This window comes from Stenotrophomonas geniculata ATCC 19374 = JCM 13324 (assembly GCF_001431625.1).
GTDB classification, from domain to species: Bacteria; Pseudomonadota; Gammaproteobacteria; order Xanthomonadales; family Xanthomonadaceae; genus Stenotrophomonas; species Stenotrophomonas geniculata.
The window spans coordinates 1-20,483 of the sequence record NZ_LLXT01000133.1; the positions used below are offsets into that span (position 1 = coordinate 1).

16 protein-coding genes are annotated in these 20,483 nt (G+C 66.8%); 10 read left to right on the forward strand and 6 right to left on the reverse strand.

Annotated features, from left to right (window positions below):
* Window positions 1–298 precede the first annotated feature (298 nt).
* Window positions 299–1,393: a dipeptide epimerase gene (locus tag ARC63_RS17070; RefSeq protein ID WP_012478950.1), complete on the reverse strand. Its 1,095-nt coding sequence runs from the start codon at window positions 1,391–1,393 to the stop codon at window positions 299–301.
* Window positions 1,390–2,829 carry an SH3 domain-containing protein gene (locus ARC63_RS17075; RefSeq protein ID WP_057503891.1) on the reverse strand — a complete coding sequence of 480 codons (1,440 nt, stop codon included), beginning with the start codon at window positions 2,827–2,829 and terminating at the stop codon, window positions 1,390–1,392. Before ARC63_RS17075 ends, ARC63_RS17070 begins: the two co-directional genes overlap by 4 nt.
* 132 nt (window positions 2,830–2,961) lie before the next feature.
* Between ARC63_RS17075 and ARC63_RS17080 the strand changes: the two genes are divergently transcribed.
* The 9 genes from ARC63_RS17080 to hglS all read left to right on the forward strand — a co-directional run bounded on the left by ARC63_RS17080 (window position 2,962) and on the right by hglS (window position 13,875).
* A complete protein-coding gene (locus ARC63_RS17080) occupies window positions 2,962–4,434 on the forward strand; it encodes a transglutaminase-like domain-containing protein (protein ID WP_057503892.1) in 1,473 nt (490 codons plus the stop codon).
* A gap of 51 nt (window positions 4,435–4,485) precedes the next feature.
* Window positions 4,486–7,509, forward strand: a complete 3,024-nt coding sequence (locus ARC63_RS17085) for a TonB-dependent receptor (RefSeq protein WP_043399995.1) — start codon at window positions 4,486–4,488, stop codon at window positions 7,507–7,509.
* Window positions 7,510–7,564: 55 nt separating this feature from the next.
* On the forward strand, window positions 7,565–9,121 hold the full coding sequence (locus ARC63_RS17090; RefSeq protein WP_057503893.1) for a serine hydrolase domain-containing protein: 1,557 nt from the start codon (window positions 7,565–7,567) through the stop codon (window positions 9,119–9,121).
* Window positions 9,054–9,767, forward strand: a complete 714-nt coding sequence (locus ARC63_RS17095; RefSeq protein ID WP_057503894.1) for a M15 family metallopeptidase — start codon at window positions 9,054–9,056, stop codon at window positions 9,765–9,767. Before ARC63_RS17090 ends, ARC63_RS17095 begins: the two co-directional genes overlap by 68 nt.
* Window positions 9,768–9,976: 209 nt before the next feature.
* On the forward strand, window positions 9,977–10,348 hold the full coding sequence (locus ARC63_RS17100) for a hypothetical protein (protein WP_049413267.1): 372 nt from the start codon (window positions 9,977–9,979) through the stop codon (window positions 10,346–10,348).
* Window positions 10,349–10,580: 232 nt separating this feature from the next.
* Window positions 10,581–10,997: an EF-hand domain-containing protein gene (locus ARC63_RS17105; RefSeq protein WP_019662197.1), complete on the forward strand. Its 417-nt coding sequence runs from the start codon at window positions 10,581–10,583 to the stop codon at window positions 10,995–10,997.
* 83 nt (window positions 10,998–11,080) lie between these two features.
* A complete protein-coding gene (locus ARC63_RS17110) occupies window positions 11,081–11,833 on the forward strand; it encodes an HAD family hydrolase (protein ID WP_057503895.1) in 753 nt (250 codons plus the stop codon).
* A gap of 31 nt (window positions 11,834–11,864) precedes the next feature.
* Window positions 11,865–12,353, forward strand: a complete 489-nt coding sequence (locus tag ARC63_RS17115; RefSeq protein ID WP_057503896.1) for a hypothetical protein — start codon at window positions 11,865–11,867, stop codon at window positions 12,351–12,353.
* A gap of 160 nt (window positions 12,354–12,513) precedes the next feature.
* Window positions 12,514–13,875, forward strand: a complete 1,362-nt coding sequence (hglS, locus tag ARC63_RS17120; RefSeq protein WP_043399955.1) for a 2-oxoadipate dioxygenase/decarboxylase HglS — start codon at window positions 12,514–12,516, stop codon at window positions 13,873–13,875.
* Window positions 13,876–13,970: 95 nt separating this feature from the next.
* On the opposite strand, the gene scpC is transcribed toward hglS, so the two are convergent.
* Complete coding sequence (scpC, locus tag ARC63_RS17125) at window positions 13,971–15,485, reverse strand: succinyl-CoA:acetate CoA-transferase ScpC (RefSeq protein ID WP_057503897.1); 1,515 nt, start codon at window positions 15,483–15,485, stop codon at window positions 13,971–13,973.
* 387 nt (window positions 15,486–15,872) lie between these two features.
* Here scpC and glnE point away from each other — a divergent pair, with 387 nt between their 5' ends.
* On the forward strand, window positions 15,873–18,668 hold the full coding sequence (glnE, locus tag ARC63_RS17130) for a bifunctional [glutamate--ammonia ligase]-adenylyl-L-tyrosine phosphorylase/[glutamate--ammonia-ligase] adenylyltransferase (protein WP_057503898.1): 2,796 nt from the start codon (window positions 15,873–15,875) through the stop codon (window positions 18,666–18,668).
* A 123-nt stretch (window positions 18,669–18,791) separates the two neighbouring features.
* On the opposite strand, the gene ARC63_RS17135 is transcribed toward glnE, so the two are convergent.
* The 3 genes from ARC63_RS17135 to ARC63_RS17145 all read right to left on the reverse strand — a co-directional run bounded on the left by ARC63_RS17135 (window position 18,792) and on the right by ARC63_RS17145 (window position 20,480).
* Window positions 18,792–19,352 carry a queuosine precursor transporter gene (locus ARC63_RS17135; protein WP_057503899.1) on the reverse strand — a complete coding sequence of 187 codons (561 nt, stop codon included), beginning with the start codon at window positions 19,350–19,352 and terminating at the stop codon, window positions 18,792–18,794.
* Window positions 19,353–19,427: 75 nt separating this feature from the next.
* Window positions 19,428–19,943, reverse strand: a complete 516-nt coding sequence (locus ARC63_RS17140) for a hypothetical protein (RefSeq protein ID WP_057503900.1) — start codon at window positions 19,941–19,943, stop codon at window positions 19,428–19,430.
* 33 nt (window positions 19,944–19,976) lie between these two features.
* A complete protein-coding gene (locus tag ARC63_RS17145) occupies window positions 19,977–20,480 on the reverse strand; it encodes a hypothetical protein (RefSeq protein ID WP_029379931.1) in 504 nt (167 codons plus the stop codon).
* Window positions 20,481–20,483: the final 3 nt, after the last annotated feature.

Genomic DNA, 20,483 nt, shown 5'->3' on the forward strand with positions numbered 1-20,483 from the left:
ACGCATGGCGTGGATCTACAGGATGCAGTTGTTGCCTTTGACGTTGAGTCCGCCTTCAAGCGAGCCGAGCACCGCAGGTCCGGCGAGGGCGAAGAGGCGCGGGTGTCTGAGCGTAGCGAGTTCCCGCGCCGTCCCTCGACGGGCCGAGGAGCGCAGGGAACCGGTGCGTAGCACCGGCTCGCGGTCGGCGGAGCGTTTCTTTTGGTTACTTTTCTTTTCGCAAAAAGAAAAGTAACGCCCGACCAGGCGTCAGTCACCCGTGGCCCTTGTAGAGTCGAGCCATGCTCGACTGCGCGGTTCAACCCAGCATCTCCAGCCCACGCACTTCGGTGATGCCCAACCCCGGCACGTCGCTGATGCTGATCTCCGATTCGTTGAAATGCACGCCGCCGCTGACCGGGTCGAACTGGCCCAGCGAGGGGCCGTCGAGGTCGACCTTGGTGATCACATCGCTCTTGGCCACCGCCAGGTGCACGGCGGCGGCGACGCTGATGCTGGATTCAATCATGCAGCCGATCATGCACGGCACGCCGTAGATGCCGGCGATGTCGGCGATGCGGATCGCGTTGGACAGGCCGCCGGTCTTCATCAGCTTGATGTTGATGATGTCGGCCGCGCGCTGCTGGATCAGGTCCATCACCTGGCTGGGGCTGAACACGCTTTCGTCGGCCATCACCGGCGTGTTGACGCGGTCGGTGACGTACTTCAGGCCACTGATGTCCGCTGCCTTCACCGGCTGCTCCAGCAGCTCCAGTACCACGCCGGCCTCTTCCAGCGTGCGCATCGCATGCACCGCCTGCTTGGCGGTCCAGCCCTGGTTGGCGTCCAGGCGCAGCAGGGCGCGGCCTTCCACCGCCGCATGGATCGCCTTGACCCGTTCGATGTCCAGGCCGATGTCCTTGCCGACTTTGATTTTCAGCGACTCGAAGCCGCGCTCGATCGCCGACAGCGAATCGGCCACCATCTTGTCGATGTAGTCCACGCTGATGGTGATGTCGGTGGTGATCACCGGGTCGCCGCCACCGAGCATCTGATATAGCGGCGCACCGTGCAGCTGCGCCCACAGGTCGTACAGCGCGATTTCCACCGCGGCCTTGGCGCTGGTGTTGCGCTCCATCGCGGTCTGCACCAGCGTGCACAGATGGTTGAGGTTGACCACGTCCTGGCCGATCAGGCGCGGGGCGATGAAGTGGCGGATCGCTTCGATGATCGAGCCGTGCGTATCGCCGGTGATCACCGCAGTGGCCGGGGCTTCACCGTAACCGGTGTGGCCGGTGTCGGTGCGGATCAGAACCACCACGTCTTCCACGGTTTCCACCGTGCGCAGGGCAGTCTTGAACGGCGTCTTCAGCGGCACGCGCAGCATGCCCAGTTCGATGGCAGTGATCTTCATTCAGGAGTCTTGGCCCGCAGGCGCTGGATGTTGGTGATGCGGTCGATGTAGCGGACGGTATCGCTGGCCATCATCGGCTCCAGCGGCGTGACCGAAACACCATTGAGGTGGGCCTGTACGCGCGTGCCGTCGGTACCGAACCAGCTGCCGCCCGCCGTATCGTGGATCACCCAGGTGCGGCCGTCGACATGGCCGATGGCCATCATCACGTGCCCGGGAATGTAGACGAGGTCGCCCACCTGCAGGTCGGTGACGGCGCGGTCGCGTACCGCTTTGCCGTCCTTGCCGGTGAAGGGCAGGCGATCCAGCGCGGGGCTGACCGCCTGTGCACTGGTATTGCGCGGCAGCAGCACGCCGAAGCTGCGGTAGATCTCGGAAACGAACCCGCTGCAGTCGCGGGTGTCGTAGTCGTGGCCCCATCCGTAGCGTTCGCCCAGGAACTTGAAGGCCTGCTGCAGCAGCAGGCGCGGGGTCAGCGGCAGGTAGTCGGCGGCGGTGTCCTGCGAGCGCGGCAGCAGCGCCGGCACCAGCTTCAGGCGCCCGTTGGCCTCGCGCACCGGCAGCTGCACCACCCACGACGCGTGCGCCTGCTGGCCGTTCACGGGTTCTGAAGCGGGCCAGTCGGCCAGCACCGGCAGGCGCACGCCCATGTCCAGCTGCAGGCGCGAGACGCGCGGTTCCTCCGGGGTGTAGGCGGTCTGCGCGGTGGCGCCGGTGACGATGCGGTACGGGCCCTTCGTGCCATAGCCGAGCACCGTGGCCTTGTCGCCGCTGGCGATGGCATCGGCCTCGATCCATGCGCTGTAGCGCTCGCTGTGCACGAACAGCCAACGGCCATCGGTACTGCGATGGACCACCGCGACCTTGTCGCCGGGGAACAGTGCCGATTCCTGGAAGCGGTCGATGTCGGTGTCACCGGCAGTGCTGAAGACCCGCTCGCGGGTGGGGAAGGTACGCAGTGCCGCGCGCTTCACCACCAGCCCGTAGGCCGGTGCCACCTGGGCAGGAATCGCATCGAGGCCGAGGTTGGCTTCGATCGCGCTGCGCAGTGCGGTCGCGATCGCCTGGCCCTTGTCGTTGTAGAGGGCGCGGGTGGGCCAACTCGACAGCGCGGTGATGCTGGCACGCACCGTCGCTGCATCAAGCTGGGCGGGCAGTGCGGCGATGTCCTGGATGTGGCTGTCCTGTGCCCGCATCCGCGCGTTCTGTGCCTCGATCTGCGCGCGGTCCAGAATCGGCGCATCGGCGTTGCCCAGGCGCGCGGCCCAGTACTGCGGGGTCAGGTAGGCCTCGTGCAGGCCGATCACATAGGGCAGCGGTGCGCCGGGATCGGGTGCCACGGCAGGCTGTGCAAAGGCCGGGGCGGCCAGCAGGCACAGGGCCAGGGTCAACCGGCGCGGCCAACGCCGGCGCGGTTCGCGGGAAGCCAGGCTCATGCGGTGCACACCCTCCTCGAATGCCTGTTGGAATATTTATTCCTTTCGGCTTCGAAATCAAGAATAAATTATTGACCGGCATCCCGGCCCGTGTTACACAGCCGTTACCACCCGCGCTGGGGAAGTGTCGCTGTGGAGTCTGCCGTTCGCAAACCGTGTCTGCCTGCTGCTGCCGGCCTGTGTGCCGCGCTGCTGCTGTGGGCGTCGGCCACGCAGGCGGCGGACGGGCGCAGCAGCCAGCAGCGTGCGCGCGAAACGCAGGTGATCGACCTGATCGACAGCGGCCGCTTCAGCGACGCCGACGCGCTGCTGGCGACCGGGAGCGATGCTGCCGAAGGCGCGTTCCAGCGTGAGCGCATGCGCCGCATCCGCCTGGATTTTTCCCTCGACGAAACCGCCGCGAAGGCCGCCGTGCGCCGCTGGATTCCCGGCCTCACCGACGAGGAGTTCGCGCGCTGGGACCAGCTCGGCCTGATTGAACACCTCGATATCGACGGCACGCGCTGGTACTTCAAGCGCGCACCGTCGAACCTGTTCCTGCTCAGCGATGAGGCACGCGCACGCCGCCGCGCGGATGCACCGGTGCCGGCGCCGGGCCCGAACGAGGTGCTCAATGCACATCACGCGCACGTGCTTGCCGCGGCCCAGCAGAGTGGGCAGGCGTCGGTACTGCCGCAGCGCATTGAATTCACCCAGTCGCTCACGGTGAAAGCCGAGGCCGTACCGGCCGGCGAAACCGTGCGCGCCTGGATTCCGTACCCGCGCGAGATTCCGGGCCAGCAGGAGCAGGTGCAGTGGCTGGGCAGCGCGCCCGGTAAGGCACGCATGGCGCCAGCCAGCACCCTGCAGCGCACCGCTTATCTGGAAGCCAAAGCGGTGGCCGGGCAGCCGACCCGCTTCGAGATCCGCTACGCGGTGACGATCTTCGCGCGGCATACCGCGATCGATCCCGCCAAGGTGCAGGCCACACCGAACGATCCCGCATTGAAGCCCTACCTGGCTGAACAGCTGCCGCATGTGCGCTTCACCCCCGCGCTGAAGCTGTTCTCCGACCAGGTGCTGCAGGGCGAGGCGCGCCCGTATGAAGTAGTGCGCAAGCTGTTCGCGGCGGTCGATCGCATTCCATGGGCGGGCGCGCGCGAATACTCCACGCTCAGCAACATCAGCGATTACGCCCTGCGCGCTGGCCATGCCGACTGCGGCCAGCAGACCCTGCTGCTGATCGCATTGCTACGCATGAACGGCATTCCCGCGCGCTGGCAGTCGGGGATGGTGTTCTCCGACGATGGCAGTGGCTACAACAACCTGCATGATTGGGGGCAGGTCTACCTGGCGCCCTACGGCTGGTTGCCGATGGACGTGACCACCGGCGCGCTCGCCAGCGATGTGCCTGCACTGCGCAATTTCTATCTGGGTGGCCTCGACGGCTACCGCATCGCCTTCAACGACGATTTCGGCCAGCCCTTCGTGCCGGCCAAGCAGCATTACCGCTCGGAAACGGTCGACTCGCAGCGCGGCGAGGCCGAGTGGGCAGGCGGCAACCTGTACTTCGACCAATGGAGCTACGACTTCCAGTGGCGGGTACTGCCAGCCGGGCAACGCTAGCGCGACACATCGCAACTCATACCATTCAATTCTTGCAGGAGAGAGCAGGGGATGAAGGCTTACAGCATCAAGCGGGCGGCGTTGTGCGTCGCCCTCGGGGCGTGTCTGGGCGTAGTGCTGCCAGGCATTGCGATGGCACAGAACGTGAGCGGTGCAGTCGCCGGCCGTGCAACCGCCGGTGACCAGGTGACCGTGGTCAGCAGCAGCACCGGCCTGACCCGTACCGTCACCGTTGGCGCCGATGGCAGCTACCGCCTCGGCCAGCTGCCGGTAGGTGACTACCAGCTGCAGCTCAGCCGCGATGGCCAGAAACTGGGCGATCAGGTTGCTGTCAGTGTGGCGGTAGGTGGTACCACCACGGTCAACCTGGCCAGTGGCGGCGGCGTCACCAATCTTGATGCCCTGCAGGTGGTCGGCACCCGAGTGGTCAACCGCGTGGACGTCTACTCCACCGAGACATCCTTCAACATCAACCGCCAGGAAATCTCGCGGTTGCCGGTGGCGCAGGACCTGTCTGCGGTCGCGCTGATGGCGCCGGGCGTGGTCGGCGGCAACTCGTCATTCGGTGGCCTGTCGTTCGCCGGTTCATCGGTGGCCGAGAATGCGGTCTTCATCAACGGCCTGAATGTCACCGACATGTACACCCGTCGTGGCTTCAGCACGGCGCCATTTGCGTTCTTCAAGGAATTCCAGGTCAAGACCGGTGGCTACTCGGTCGAGTTCGGGCGCTCCACCGGCGGCGTGATCAATGCGGTAACCCGTTCGGGCAGCAACGAATTCGAAGGCGGCGTGGAAGTCACCGCTGAACCCAGTGCATGGCGCTCCAGCGGCGGCGATCACTTCCATCGTGATGGAACCCCGCATTCTTATGGCAGCCGCGACAACAACTCCTTCCTGAAGACCAACGTGTGGGGCTCCGGCCCGATCATCAAAGACAAGCTGTTCCTGTTCGCGATGTACGAAGACCGCAGCGACAAGGGACACAACACCTCGTCCGATGGCAGCACCTGGTTCAAGAATGATTCCGGCAACGGCTTCTGGGGCACCAAGCTGGACTGGAACATCAACGACAACCACAGCCTGGCGCTGCTGGCGTTCTCGGATGAGGGCGATGTCACTAATGCGTCGTACGGCTACAACTGGAACGCCGACCAGCTCGGCGCCTGGGGCGGCGATTCGGTCACCGAGACCGGCGGCCGCAACTGGTCGGCCACCTACACCGGCCACTTCGGCCAGAACTTCACCGCCCGTGCCATGGTCGGCCAGAACAACCAGCGTGCGTTCACCAATTCGTCGTTGGACCAGGCCTGCAGCCCGGTGTTCACCGACAGTACGTATGGCCCGCGACTGGGCAAGCTGCAGGGTCTTCGTGCCGGCTGCCATCCTACCGGTACGGCGGTGGCCGAGCGTGACGATACCCGTGACGTGGCGCGACTGGACTTCGAATGGCAGCTGGGTGATCACCTGCTGCGCTTCGGTGTCGACCGCGAGTTGATGACCACCAAGCAATCCACACGCTACCCCGGTCCGACCGAACTGAGCTATACCGCCTACGTGGCGCGACCGGGCGATGAAGTCTGGGATGGCGCCAACGCCTACGTGCCGGCGGGCGTTACCGAAATGCTGCGTGCGCGAAACCGCAAATCGGGCGGCACGTTCGAGACTGAAGCCAATGCCTTCTACGTGGAGGACATCTGGAACATCACGCCGAACCTGATGCTCAACCTCGGCGTGCGCTGGGACCGTTTCGAAAACCGCACTGCCGCCGGCAAGGCGTTCATCAAGATGGACGACCTGATCGCGCCACGTGTCGGCTTCTCGTGGGACATGCGCGGTGACGGCAGCACCAAGCTGTTCGGCAACGCTGGCCGCTACTACCTGCCGGTCACCAACAACATCAACGTGAACTTCGCCGGTGGCCTCACTGACGAATACAGCTACTACGTGCTCAACGGCTGGGAGCGGAAAACCTCGCCGACAGGCTCACCGTACATGGCACCGATCGTCGGCCAGCAGATCGGCCCGACCGACACCCGCATGAACACCGGCGGTGCCGACCTGCGCCAGAGTGTGGATCGCGACCTCAAGGCGGTCTACCAGGACGAGTACATCCTGGGCTTCCAGAACATGATCAACCAGGCATGGTCGTGGGGCGTCAACGCCACCTATCGACGGATGACCCGTGCGCTGGACGACATCCGCATCAATTACACCCCGTGCGGCCCGACCCCGAGCACGCTGTGGCCGATCGCCAACCCGGGCGAGAGCCTGACGATCTGGGGTGATAAGAGCATCGGCTGCGCCAACGAGGGCTGGATCACCATCGATACCGCCAACAGCGGTTATCGCAAGGGTGGCAGCGGCGAGGTGATCGGTTACTCCAAGCCCAAGCGCACCTACAAGGCACTGGAGTTCCAGATCGACCGTGCATGGGACGAGAAGTGGATGTTCAACGCGTCCTACCTGTGGTCGAAGAGCGAGGGCAATTTCGAAGGCCCTGTGAATTCCGATACCAACTACGGCGACACGGGCATGGTTCAGTTCTGGGACCATCCGGCCACCAACGAGCGCTATGGCGTGCTGTTCAACGACTTCCGCCACCAGTTCAAGCTGCGTGCCGCTTACGCGCTGAACAAGCAATGGTCGTTCGGAACCACGCTGCAGGTGCAGTCCGGTGGTCCGATCACGGCCTACGGCGTGATGTGGCCAAACGATTCCATCGCCGGTGGTAGTACCTCCAGCGAAGGTAGCGGTGGTGGCACCGGCTGGCTGTGCGTGGCCAACTGTTCGGGCCCGTACAACCAGCGGCAGTTCGAGTACAGCCCACGCGGTGCGTTCGGTCGCCTGCCGTGGACCTGGACCATGGGCGCCAATGTGACCTGGCGTTTGCCGGTGGAGGGCATCGACCTCAGTGCACGGCTGTCGGTGTACAACCTGTTCAACAACCAGAAGACCATCAACGTGCACCAGCGCTATGAAGCGCAGCCCGGCCAGTACCGCGAGGCGACGTTCGGCACCGGGACGCGCTGGCAGGCCCCGCGCTACACCCAGCTGGTGGTGACCTGGAACTTCTGAGGCCACGATCCGCGCCGTCCACCGTGACGGCGCGGGCAATGGAAGGGCTGCGCGCATGTACCACCTGCTGATCGTCGCGGCGGCACTGGCCGCACCGTCCGCTTCGGCGACCGACATCGCCTCCCTCGATGCCGACGTCGTCGCCGTGGTCCAGCACGAGCACCTGCCTGGGCTGGCCATGGCGGTGGTCGAGCAGGGGCGTGTGGTGTACCAGCATGCCGAGGGCGCGCGCGGCGATGGCGGCCATATCGACCAGGACACGCTGTTCAAGATCGCCTCCAACAGCAAGGCGATGACCGCCGCGCTGCTGGCGCGGCTGGTGCAGCAGGGCAAGCTGCGCTGGGAGGATCCGGTGCGGCGGCATCTGCCGGGCTTCCGCATGCACGATGCGTGGGTGGGCGAGCAGATGCAGGTGCGCGACCTGCTGATCCACAACAGCGGCCTCGGCCTGGGTGCCGGCGACCTGATGCTGTGGCCTGAGCCCAATGCCTTCACCCGCAGCGACGTCATCGCCGGGCTGGCACACCTGAAACCGGTCACCAGTTTCCGCAGCGGCTATGCCTACGACAACCTGATGTACGTCGTTGCCGGTGAGGTGGCTGCGGCCGCCGGTGGCAAGCCCTATGACCAGCTGATGCGCGAGCGGGTGTTTGAGCCGCTGGGGATGACCCGCTGCCAGGTGGGGGCGTGGTCGGTGAAGCGCGTGGGCAACGTGGCGCAGCCGCATGCCCGGCGCGGTGATCGCAATAATGAAGTGGTGAACGCCGATGGAGCGATCAGCCCGGATCTGCCCTCAATGGCGGCCGGGGGCATCCGCTGTTCGTTGCGCGACATGACGCGCTGGATGCAGGTGCTGCTCGATCCCGCCCTGGTACCTGACTGGCTGGACAGCACGCAACGCCGCACGCTGTGGACCCTGCACATGCCGATGCCACTGGGCGAGCGCCAGCGGCGCTGGGACAACGCGCATTTCTACGGTTATGGGTATGGCTGGCGGGTATCGGACATGGACGGGCAGTGGAAGGTAGCGCATACCGGCACGCTGTCAGGCATGTATTCGTCGCTGGCGTTGCTGCCCGACCGCAGGGTGGGCGTGGTGATGCTGATCAACGGCGAGGGCGAGGATGCACGCACGGCGCTGATGCAGGCCATGCTGAAGCGCTTCACCGCACCCGACGATGCACGCCCGGCGATGGAGTACCTGGCCGAACTGAAGGCGGACCAGGCCGCTCGTGCGGCAACCGGGCATCAGCGACCTGTGACTTCATCTGCGCAGCGACTCGCGGCTTCCGATCTGCAGCGCTGGCGGGGCCGCTACGCCGATCCCTGGCTGGGCCCGGCCTCGCTGTGCCCGGGCAAGGACGGCCTGCGCTTCAGCGTCGACAAGTCGCCAGCGCTGCAGGCGGCCGTGCTGAAGTTGCAGGGGCGCTGGCTGCTGCGCTGGGATACGCTGGGCGACGAAGCGCAGGCGTGGTTGCAGCCAGGCGAGGGCCCGGTACCGACGCTGGACCTGCGCGCCATCGATCCGGACATCGACTTCAGCTATGACTTCCAGGACCTGCATTTCACTCGTACTGGCGACTGCACTGGCGGCGACCACCAGCGCCGCTGAGCCACCGCGTGTTTCACCGGCCACCGACGCGGCCAGCGCTGGTTTGGTGGAGATCCGCACGTTGTCGCCAGGCATCGACATGGACATCCGCTACGCCGGCGCCAACAACTTCACCGGCGCGCGCGTGCCCGGCTACGAGGCGCCGTCCTGCTACCTGCTGGCGCCGGTCGCGAAAGCGCTGGCGCAGGTGGAACAGGATCTGCGCGCTCAGGGTTTCGGCCTGCGGCTCTACGATTGCTATCGGCCGGTGCGTTCGGTGCAGGCCTTCATGGCCTGGGTGAACGACCCCGGCGAACTCTCGCGCAAGGCGCTGCAGTACCCGGACCTGGACAAGCCGCGCCTGCTGGCCGACGGCTACATCGCCGAGCGCTCCGGCCACAGCCGCGGCGCCACGGTCGATCTGGGCCTGCTGGATTGCCGCAGCGGTGATTGCATGCCGTTGGACATGGGCACCGACTTCGATTTCTTTGGCCCGCGCGCGCATACACGGACGAGCGGGCTGAGTGATGCGCAGCGGGCGAATCGCCAGCAGCTGATGCAGGCGATGGCGCGCCGTGGCTTCGTGAACTACCCGCAGGAGTGGTGGCATTACACCCTGCAGCCCGAGCCGGATCCCGGCACCGCGTACGACGTTCCGGTACGGTAGGGGTAACGGCAGGGCACCGCCCAGCCTCTGACAGTTTCCCGCGCGGTCCGTTGTAGGGCCGAGCCCATGCTCGGCTGCTCTTTGTTCAATCGTCGAATTATTCGATCTCGATGGAGACTCATCCACGCATGGCGTGGATCTACTGTGGCTGCCGATTGGGTCCGAAGCAGATCCCTTACACTGGCCGCCTCTTCATCCCTGCCCACCCGATGAACCTTCCCCTGCACTTCGGCCTGCTCGGCACCCTGGAAGCGGGCGCCATTGCCCTGCTGGTCGGCCTGCTCGTGTACCTCCTGTGGTCGCAGCTGTGCCGCCTGCTGCGGTGGTCGATGGGGCACGCGATCGGCTGGTCCTGCGTCATCGCCGTGATCATCGCCGCCGGCATCGATGCGTGGAAGCTGTTCTACATGGGCATCGTGCGGCTGGAATCGCCGCTGTACGCGCGCATCTTCCTGGCCACCATCCACGATCCGAACGAACTTGGCAGCCGTGTGGTGCTGGAAATCGCCGGTGCGCTCGCCGGTGTTGCTCTTGCATGGGTGTTGTTCAGTTCGCGGTCATCGGAAAAAACCGTCGACTGACGCAGGTTTTTCGTTGCCTGCCGGTTAAATGCAGAGGCGCTGAATGCGCATCTTATGAGCCACTCACTTCACCCTAACCACCGCGCTAAAGCATGCGTGGAGGCCAGTGGTTAATCGCGCGTGTGGGCGCCGCTCGCGACGCAAAATCGATTCAGAAACGCGGTGGCAGGGTAGGTGCCGTGCGGAATCAACACGCCGCGCAACACCACCCAATCGGTAGGAGACACTCCTGATGACTATTCGCAACCGCAAGCCCCTGATCGCCCTGATCGTCGCCGCCGGCAGCGTGCTGGCCATCCCGGCGATGGCCCAGTCGGCCAAGCAGCAGGCCGCGCAGGCGCAGAACGAAGCCGCTCAGGCCCAGCAGGCGGCTGCACAGGCCGGCCAGGCCGCCGACCAGGCGACCAATGCGGCCGCAGCGGCATCGGCGCAGGCCAATGGCGGTGGCCAGACCTGGGCCAGCATCGATACCGATGGCAACGGCACCATCAGCAAGACCGAGGCGCAGGTGAACGCCGGCCTGGCCCAGGTGTTCGACCAGGCTGATACCAACAAGGACGGCGAACTGAGTGCCGATGAGTACAAGGCCTACGTGGCCGCCCAGCAGGCTGGTGCGGGTGGCGCAGCGCAGGGTGCGCAGGGCAGGTAAGTCCTGCATCGGGGCGTATGGGAACCCGGGCGGCTTCGGCCGCCCGGGTTTTTTCGTCACCATGGCCCCTGTATCCTTGGGCGATGAACACCCCCACGCCTGCGCCGTCGCGCGCCATCGGCCTGGTCGGTTTTGACGGTGACGATACGCTGTGGAAGAGCGAGGACTACTACCGCAAGGCCGAGCAGGATTACCTTGACCTGCTGTCGCGCTATGTCGACGTGCATGACACCCAGACCGCCCGCCACCTGCTGGAAGTGCAGCAGCGCCACCTGGGCACCTTCGGCTACGGCGTCAAGAGCATGACCCTGTCGATGATCGAAGCGGCCATCGACATCACCGGCCAGCGCATCGACGCGAAGGACATCCAGCGCATTCTGGAGATCGGCCACGACACCCTGCGCCACCCGGTCGAGCTGATCGACGGCGTGCGTGAAGCGGTGGCGGCCATCGCCGAGCACTACCCGGTGGTGCTGATCACCAAGGGCGACCTGTTCCACCAGGAAGCCAAGATCAAGGTCGCCAACCTGGCCGAGCTGTTCCCGCGCATCGAGATCGTCTCGGAGAAGGATCCGGAAACCTACGCCCGCGTGCTGGCCGAATTCGACCTGCCGATGCAGCGCTTCGTGATGGTCGGCAACTCGCTGCGCTCGGACATCGAGCCGGTGGTCACCCTCGGTGGCTGGGGCGTGCATACCCCGTATGCAGTGACCTGGGCACACGAGACCCAGCACGGCGTGGCCGACGATGAACCGCGCATGGTCACCGCCGATACCGCCCACGACTGGCCGGCCGCACTGGCGGCGATCGAAGCCAAGGCCGCGGCGGCGGCCTGACAGGGCCCGGCGGCTGCGGCAGAATCGGGCCATGAACCCCCGACTGCGCGCGCTGATGTTGTTCCTGCTGCTGGCGCCGGCCACCGTGCTGGCCCAGCAGACCGCCGAGCGTTCGGCCACCTATGAAGTGGACACCGGCGACAGCTGGGTCGACGCCCAGCTGCAGGACATCAACCACTACGCCGAACGCTACCCCGACGCCTTCCTCGACGAAGTGTCGCGCTATGCCGACGTGCCGCGCGGCTACATCAGCGCGCTGTTCACCACCCACGGCTGGCAGGCAGGAGACATTTATTTCGCCTGCTTCTGGGCCAAGGCCAGTGGCCAGACCTGCCGCGACAGCGTGCGTGCCTTCAGCCAGGACCCGGAGGGCGGCTGGGAGGCGGTGGTCAAGCGCATGCCCACCAAGCCGGACAATCTGCACTACCGGGCTGTGCGCCATGCCATCGTGGCCAGCTACCAGCACTGGGACCGGCCGATCACCCTGGATGCCACCCTCAGGCGCCAGTTGAAGCGGTAGCGCCGGGCCAAGCCCGGCGAGCGCGCAGCGCGGCCTTGGGATCCGCCGGGCATGGCCCGGCGCTACCGATGTTTCATGTTGCTCTGCATATCGCCGCCGCCACGCACTCCGGCGACAATACGGGTTCGAGCTGTTCCCCGTTCCCGTAATCGAGTGACTGATGAGCGCCTCTTTCGTTTCGCCTGATGTGATCCGCCGCCTGTTCGCACAGGCCATGTCCCGCATGTACCGCACCGAAGTGCCGTTGTACGGCACGCTGGTGGAACTGGTGGAGCGGATCAACGCGCAGGTGCTGGAGCAGGACCCGGCGCTGGCCGCGCAGCTGCAGCGCAACGACGAGCGCGCACGCCTGGATGAAGAGCGCCACGGCGCGATCCGCGTCGGCACCGTGCAGGAACTGGCGACGCTGCGCCGCCTGTTCGCGGTGATGGGCATGTACCCGGTCGGCTACTACGACCTGTCGGTGGCCGGCGTGCCGGTGCACTCCACCGCGTTCCGCCCGCTGACCGGCGCGGCGCTGGCGCAGAATCCGTTCCGCGTGTTCACCTCGCTGCTGCGCCTGGAGCTGATCGAAGACGAAGCCCTGCGTGCCGAGTCGGCGAAGATCCTCGCACGCCGCCGCATCTTCACCGACGGCGCGCTGGCACTGATCGACCAGGCCGAGCGTGACGGTGGCCTGGCGCAGGCCGATGCCGAGCGCTTCGTCGAGCAAGCACTGGAAACCTTCCGTTGGCACGGCGATGCCACGGTCGACCTGCCGACCTACCATGCGCTGCACAACGCGCATCGGCTGGTGGCCGACGTGGTCAGTTTCCGCGGCCCGCACATCAATCACCTGACCCCGCGCACGCTGGATATCGACGCTGCGCAGGCGGCGATGATCGAACACGGCATGGCGGCCAAGGCGGTGATCGAAGGCCCGCCGCGCCGCGCCTGCCCGATCCTGCTGCGCCAGACAAGCTTCAAGGCGCTGGAAGAGGCAGTGCATTTCCCGGACGCGGAAGGTGGCGATGCCGGCACGCATACCGCGCGCTTCGGCGAGATCGAACAGCGCGGCCTTGCGCTGACCCCGAAGGGCCGCGCGCTGTACGACCAGCTGCTGTCGCAGGCACGCGATGCCGGTGGCGAAGGCAGCACCGGCGGCGACTACGGCCAGCGCCTGCAGGCGGTGTTCGCCAGCTTCCCGGATGACCATGACACGCTGCGCCAGGAAGGGCTGGGCTATTACCGCTACCAGCTGACCGACGCCGGCCGTGCCGCGCCCGAGCGCGTGGCGGATCTGCCGGCTGAAGTGCTGGTGGCCGCCGGACTGGCCACGGCCGATCCGATCGTCTACGAGGATTTCCTGCCGGTCAGTGCCGCGGGCATCTTCCAGTCGAACCTGGGCGGCGAAGAACAGCGCGCGTATGCCGCGCACGCCAACCGCGAGGCCTTCGAGCAGGCGCTGGGCGTGGCGGTGAATGACGAGTTCGAAATCTACGAGCGGCTGCAGGCGGAATCGCTGGCGGCGCTGCGCGCCTGATCGGCACCGCTTTGGTGCGCGTGGTGGGTGCGGACCAAGGTCCGCACCCACTGGAAGCTGGTAGCGCCGGGCCATGCCCGGCGAACCGAGAATAATCAGCCCTTCATCGTGCCGGTATCCAGCCAGCGCTGGTGCCACGACAGCGCTTCCGGCAGCAGGTGCGGGGTGTGCTTGCCGTAGCTTTCGCGGCTGGCACGGTCGAAGTAATCCTGCAGCTGCGGGCGGAAATCCGGGTGCGCGCAGTTGTCGATCAGCACCTGCGCGCGCTTGCGCGGGGTCAGCCCACGCAGATCGGCCAGGCCCTGTTCGGTGACGATCACCGACACGTCGTGCTCGGTGTGATCGACATGGCTGGCCATCGGCACGATCGCCGAGATGGTGCCGTTCTTTGCAGTGGACGGGCTCAGGAACGCCGACAGGAAACCATTGCGGGCAAAGTCGCCGGAACCGCCGATGCCGTTCATGATCCGCGTGCCCATCACGTGCGTCGAATTGACGTTGCCGTAGATGTCCACTTCGATCATGCCGTTCATGCCGATGCAGCCAAGGCGGCGCACCAGTTCCGGATGGTTGGAGATTTCCTGCGTGCGCATGATGATGCGCTCGCGGTAGAAATCGATGTTGTCCTTGAACGTCTCGTTGGCCTGCGGGCTCAGCGCGAAGCCGGTGCACGAGGCATAGCTCAGCACGCCGTCGCGCAGCAGGTCGAGCATGCCGTCCTGGATCACTTCAGTGAACGCGGCCAGGTCGCGGAAACCGCTCTTGGCCAGGCCGGCCAGCACCGCGTTGGGGATGTTGCCCACGCCCGACTGCAGCGGCAGCAGGTTCGGCGGCAGGCGGCCCTTCTTCACCTCGTGCTTGAGGAACTCGATCAGGTGCGAGGCGATCTGTTCGCTGGTTGCATCGATCGGGCTGAACGGGCTGTTGCGGTCCGGGCCGTTGGTGCGCACCACCGCCACGATCTTGTCCGGGTCGCAGCGCAGCGCGGTGTCGCCGATGCGGTCGTTGGCGTTCACCAGCGGAATCGGCTTGCGGTGCGGCGGCAGCGCGGTGCCGTAGTAGATGTCATGCATGCCGTCGACGCCGGCTGGCTGCCATTCGTTGACCTCGACGATCACCTTCTTCGCCAGGTCCAACCAGGTCTTGTTGTTGCCGACCGAGGTGGAGGGCACCAGCGAGCCATCTTCGCGGATGGCCGAGACTTCGATCACCGCAGTATCGATCTCGCCGTAGAAGCCGAACCACACGTGCTGGGCCACGTGGCTGAGGTGGATGTCGATGTAATCCAGCTTGCCCTCGTTGATGCGGTTGCGCGCATCCGGGTCGCTCTGGAACGGCATGCGCATGGCGATGCCATCAGCCTTGGCCAGCGCGCCATCGAGTTCCGGCGCGGTGGAGGCGCCGGTCATCAGGCTGATCTGGAAGGGCTGGCCCTGGGCATGCACCGATTCGATGCGGCGGGCCAGTTCCACGGGAACGGCCTTGGGATACCCGGAGCCGGTAAAGCCGCTCATGGCCACGGTTTCACCGGGCTGGATCAGCGCGGCTGCGGCCTCTGCGGAGACCACGCGGTCACGGAGACGCGCGTTGGCGATGCGATCAACAGACATGACGACACGTGTTGCTGGGGGGAATTCAGATTATCGGCCATCCTCATCCGTACGGGGGGTTCTACCTTCGTGGAATGGCTTTTCCCCGGAGGGCTCACCCATACCCGCCGGTTTTGTTTTGCAGTGCAGCGTGCAAAGTGCTTTCGCAGCCCGCACGATGGCCCTGCATCCCGACGTGGGGGAGGGAGCAGAGCCCGCTGGCAGTTCGCTGCAAGCGGGCTTTTTTATTGCCTGCCGCCCAGTATGAATACGCGGCACCCCTTCAGGGTCGGATCCTTTTGCCAAGGGCAAAAGGCTCTGACCCCACCCGCGGCATCAAGCGGCGGCATCTCGGGGGCAGAGCCCTTCGCCGTTGGCAAAGGGATCCGACCCCGCGAGAATCAGGGCATGACCCTCGCCCCCGCCGAACTGTCCGCCGTCCTCCAGCCCGTTGTCGACCGCGCCCTGGCGCGCCTGGCCCAGGTCCTGCCCGAGCCCGTTCCTGCCGAGCTGCTGCCGCTGCTGACCCGGCTGGCGGTGACCAGTGACTTCGCGCTGGACACCCTCGTGCGGCAACCGGCGCTGCTGGCGCAGCTGGCCGCGCCCGGTTGCCCGCCGATCCCGGCGCCGGTGCTCGATCCGCTGCAGCCCAGCGACTGGCCGGCGCAGATACGGCGCTGGCGCACCGCCATGTCCACGCGGCTGATCTGGCGCGACCTGGCCGGCCTCGACGACGTGCCGCAGACCCTCGCCGGCGCCACCGCTTTGGCCGAAGACTGCCTGCGGCTGGCACTGGACGCCCTGCAGCAGGAATTCGCCCAACGCCACGGCGTGGTCCGCGATGGCGAAGGCACCCCACAGCAGCTGGTGGTGTTCGGCCTCGGCAAGCTCGGCGGTGGCGAGCTCAACTTCAGTTCCGATGTGGACCTGGTCTACGCCTACCCGCACGGCGGCGAATCCGACGGCGCGCGCGCGCTGGCCGCCGAAGAGTATTTCGCACGCCTCGGCCAGCGCCTGGCCAAGCTGCTGGACGAAACCACGGTCGATGGCTTCAGCCACCGCGTCGACCTGCGCCTGCGCCCGTTCGGCAGCGCCGGCCGCGTCGCGCTGTCGTTCGCAGCGATGGATCAGTACTTCCAGCGCGAAGGCCGCGACTGGGAGCGCTATGCGTGGCTGAAGGCGCGCGCGGTGGCCGGCGACATCGCCGCCGGTGAAGCGTGGCTGCAGACCCTGCGCCCGTTCGTGTACCGCCGCTATCTGGATTTCACCGCGCTCGACGGCCTGCGGGAGATGAAGGCAGCAATCACCGCCGAGGTCGCGCGCCGCGAGCTGCACGAGGACATCAAGCGTGGCGCCGGTGGCATCCGCGAAATCGAGTTCCTGTGCCAGGCGCTGCAGCTGATCCGCGGTGGTCGCGAACCGGCACTGCGCGAACGCCGCCTGCTGGTGGCGCTGGACGCGCTGGTCGCCGCCGGGCAGATCGCCCCCGAAGATGGCAGCGCGCTGCGCGAGGCCTACCTGTTCCTGCGCCGGCTGGAAAACCGCCTGCAGATGCTGCGCGATGCGCAGACCCACGTGCTGCCCAGCGATGCGCTGGACCGCGAGCGCATCGCCGTCGGCCTCGGCTATCCGGACTGGGACGTGCTGTGCGCGGCGCTGGCCGTGCAGCAGGCACGGGTCAGTACCGAATTCGCCGCATTGCTCGCGCCGCGCAAGGGCCAGGCCGCGCCCGATGCACTGGCCAACTACTGGCGCAGCCTGCCCGACGGCAGCAACGCACCGCTGCTGGCCGAAGCCGGTTTCCTCGACGCCAACGGCGCCGACCAGTCGCTGCGCGATTTCGCCCAGGGCACCGGCGTGAAGTCACTGTCCGACGCGGCCCGCGCACGCCTGGACCGTGTGCTGCCGGCGCTGCTGCATGCCGCCACGCGTTCACCGCAGCCGGACGCCGCGCTCAAGCGCGTGCTTGGCCTGCTGCAGGCGGTGCTGCGCCGGACCAGCTATCTCGCGCTGCTGGACGAACAACCGAGTGCATTGGCGCGCCTGGTCGATGTGCTGGCGCGCAGTGCGCTGCTGGCCGAACGCCTGGCGGCGTATCCGCTGCTGTTGGACGAACTGCTGGACGTGCGCGTGTCCGGGCCGATGCCCGATGCCGCCGGCATGCTGGCCGAGTGCCAGCAGGTGCTGGCGGTGGAGGATCCCGAATCTGCGCTGCGCTGGCTCAACGAGACGCGGCTGGCGCTGAGCTTCCGCATGGCGATGGCCACGCTGGACGGGCGCCAAGGGGCGGTGGACAGCACCCGGCAACTGGCCGAGCTGGCGCAGGCGGTGGTGGTCACCGTGCTGGCAATGGCCGAGGCGGACATGCGCGCCGCACACGGCGAGATTCCCGGTGGCCGCTTCGCGATCATCGGCTACGGCAGCCTGGGTGGCCTGGAACTGGGCTTCGGCTCCGATCTGGACCTGGTGTTCCTGCACGACAATCCGGCCGGCGTGGACGCCAGCGACGGCGCGCGTCCGCTGGAGCCGGGGCGCTGGTATGCGCGCCTGGCGCAGAAGGTGATGGCGCTGCTCGGTGCGGTCACTGCTGCGGGCCGCCTGTACGACATCGACGTGCGCCTGCGCCCGGACGGTGGCAAGGGTTCGCTGGTGTCTTCGCTGGCCAGCTACACCGAATACCAGCGCGAACGCGCATGGACCTGGGAACACCAGGCCTTGGTGCGCGCACGCGGCGTGGCCGGTGATGCCAGCCTGCTGGCCGACTTCGAACAGGTGCGTGCGCAGACGCTGGGACGTGAGCGCGATCCGGCCACGCTGTATGCCGATGTGCTGAAGATGCGTGGACGCATGCGCACCGAGCTGGACCGCAGCGATGCCGTGCGGCTGGACCTGAAGCAGGGCGCCGGTGGCGTAGTGGACCTGGAGTTCCTGCTGCAGACCGGTGTGCTGGCGCGCAGCGCGCAGCACGCGGCGCTGCTACAGCCGCGCGATACCCCGTCGTTGATCGACGCGTTGGCGGTTGTCGGTTTCCTGCCGGAAGACACCGCAGAGGCGCTGCATGGCGCACATGCCACGTTGCTGGACGTAGGCCTGGCCTGCACGCTGGATCGACGTCCGCGACTGGCACCGACCACGCCCGCGATTGAAGAGGCGTGTGCCGCGATTACGGCAGCGTGCAGAGCCGCGGCGTTGCCGTTCGGGTGATGCACGGTCGTGCGGGAATGCGCTCTTGGTAGGTGCCAACCTTGGTTGGCACAACCCATCAGCGTTCATGACCCCGGCAACAGCGTGCCAACCAAGGTTGGCACCTACCAAGGCATGTGGGGGTCAGCTGGCGGCGCGCAGCGGCGCCATCTTCCACAGCAACGCGCGGAACGGGGCCAGCAGGCACACGCCGATCGCCAGCTTCACCGCCAGGTCGCCGGCGGCCCAGCTCACCCACGGCAGGGCGGAGCCGGCAAACGCGATCGACCAGAAAATGGTGGTATCCACCGTCGCACTGCAGGTGGTGGCCACCATCGGCGCGCGCCACCAGCTGCCACGGCGCAGGCGGTCGAACACGGTGATGTCCAGCAGCTGCGCCACGATGAACGCCGAGCACGAGGCAATGGCGATGCGCGGCGTGGCCACCCAGATCGACAGCAGCACCGCTACCAGGAAGCCGATCCACGCTACGTGGCGCGCCGGGCCCGGGCCGAAACGGCGGTTGATCAGGTTGCTGACCAGGAACGCGACCGGATAGCTGAAGGCACCCCAGGTCAGCCAATCGTTGATCGGGTACTGCACCAGTACGTTGGACAGCAGCACCACTGCGCCCATCGCCAGCACCGCCAGCACCAGGGCGCGCGGGGTCAGCGGGGCAAACACAGGGGCAGGACGCACGGACATGGCGAGCCAGGGGGACAAAGGGGATCGCCCATTATCCGCCCGGCCCGCGGCAAAGCCAAAACCGGTCGTTCAGCTTTACAGCACCTCGCTCAGCACGTCGCCGGCGGCGTAGGCGGTCGGCACATAGGCCAGCGCCTGGCCCTGCGCGCTCTTCACGGTCCAGCCGGCACCGGCGTCGGTCGGGTCGAAGCGCACCTGCTGGCCAACGACAAAGCCGGCGACCGGGTCATCGCCTGCAGCCGCCGGCCATTGCAGCGTTGCGGTCTGGTCGGCCTTGCCGGGTACCTGCAGGTGCACCTGGCGATCACCGGCTGGCGTGGTGGCGACCTGCTTCACCTCCATCGGCGGCAGCGGAACCGCCGGTGTGCGTGCGGCGACCTTGCCGTTGCGCTCGCTGGCCTTGAACGGGGCCTTGGACAGTTCGGCCAATCCCATCGACGTGGCCAACGGAATCGACAGCACGATCAGCGACGTGACCAGCACGCTGGTCTGGCCGCTGTTCAACTGTGGCGCGGCGCCGGCATGGACGGTGGGCACCACCAGCGCCGAAAGCAGCAGGGCAGTGGCGGGAACGCGCAGGCAACGGAACATGGAGACCTCCTGGTCAGGGTGGGGGACGGCGGCTCAGCGCCGGGTATCGAAGATGTCGCGCGGGCCGGTGGCCTCGGGCAGGTATTCCAGCGGGCGGCCCTGGTTGTCCTTCAGCTGCCAGCCCTGGTCGTTGCCAGTGGGCTCGAAGTTCACGGTCTGGCCCACGGTGAACTGCACGGCCGGATCGCCGATGCCGCGCGGGTACTGCATCGACGCGGTGTTCTGCGGATCGTTGGCATCACGCAGCAGCACTTCGCGGCGGCCGTCGACGGTGGTGGCGATGGCGCTCACCTGCATCTGTGGCAGCTTGATCTGCTGCGGGCGCGCCAGCGGCTGGCCAGCATCGGCGGCATCCTGGGCTTCCTTCGCCGCCGCCGCACGGGCCGAGTTCACCATCTGCGAGGACATCTCCAGGCTCGGCCCCTGCGGACCCGGGTCATGGATGATCACGATGCGGCGCTCTGCATGAGCGGCTGTGGACCAGGCCAGGCTCGCGACGATCAGCATCGGCATCAGGAAGGCAGGCAGGGTGCGCATGTC

Coding starts and splice junctions, on each gene's coding strand:
- ARC63_RS17070 (WP_012478950.1), bottom strand. CDS start 1,393: ATGAAGATCACTGCCATCGAACTGGGCATGCTGCGCGTGCCGCTGAAG.
- ARC63_RS17075 (WP_057503891.1), bottom strand. CDS start 2,829: ATGAGCCTGGCTTCCCGCGAACCGCGCCGGCGTTGGCCGCGCCGGTTG.
- ARC63_RS17085 (WP_043399995.1), top strand. CDS start 4,486: ATGAAGGCTTACAGCATCAAGCGGGCGGCGTTGTGCGTCGCCCTCGGG.
- ARC63_RS17090 (WP_057503893.1), top strand. CDS start 7,565: ATGTACCACCTGCTGATCGTCGCGGCGGCACTGGCCGCACCGTCCGCT.
- ARC63_RS17095 (WP_057503894.1), top strand. CDS start 9,054: ATGACTTCCAGGACCTGCATTTCACTCGTACTGGCGACTGCACTGGCG.
- ARC63_RS17100 (WP_049413267.1), top strand. CDS start 9,977: ATGAACCTTCCCCTGCACTTCGGCCTGCTCGGCACCCTGGAAGCGGGC.
- ARC63_RS17105 (WP_019662197.1), top strand. CDS start 10,581: ATGACTATTCGCAACCGCAAGCCCCTGATCGCCCTGATCGTCGCCGCC.
- ARC63_RS17110 (WP_057503895.1), top strand. CDS start 11,081: ATGAACACCCCCACGCCTGCGCCGTCGCGCGCCATCGGCCTGGTCGGT.
- ARC63_RS17115 (WP_057503896.1), top strand. CDS start 11,865: ATGAACCCCCGACTGCGCGCGCTGATGTTGTTCCTGCTGCTGGCGCCG.
- hglS (WP_043399955.1), top strand. CDS start 12,514: ATGAGCGCCTCTTTCGTTTCGCCTGATGTGATCCGCCGCCTGTTCGCA.
- scpC (WP_057503897.1), bottom strand. CDS start 15,485: ATGTCTGTTGATCGCATCGCCAACGCGCGTCTCCGTGACCGCGTGGTC.
- glnE (WP_057503898.1), top strand. CDS start 15,873: ATGACCCTCGCCCCCGCCGAACTGTCCGCCGTCCTCCAGCCCGTTGTC.
- ARC63_RS17135 (WP_057503899.1), bottom strand. CDS start 19,352: ATGTCCGTGCGTCCTGCCCCTGTGTTTGCCCCGCTGACCCCGCGCGCC.
- ARC63_RS17140 (WP_057503900.1), bottom strand. CDS start 19,943: ATGTTCCGTTGCCTGCGCGTTCCCGCCACTGCCCTGCTGCTTTCGGCG.
- ARC63_RS17145 (WP_029379931.1), bottom strand. CDS start 20,480: ATGCGCACCCTGCCTGCCTTCCTGATGCCGATGCTGATCGTCGCGAGC.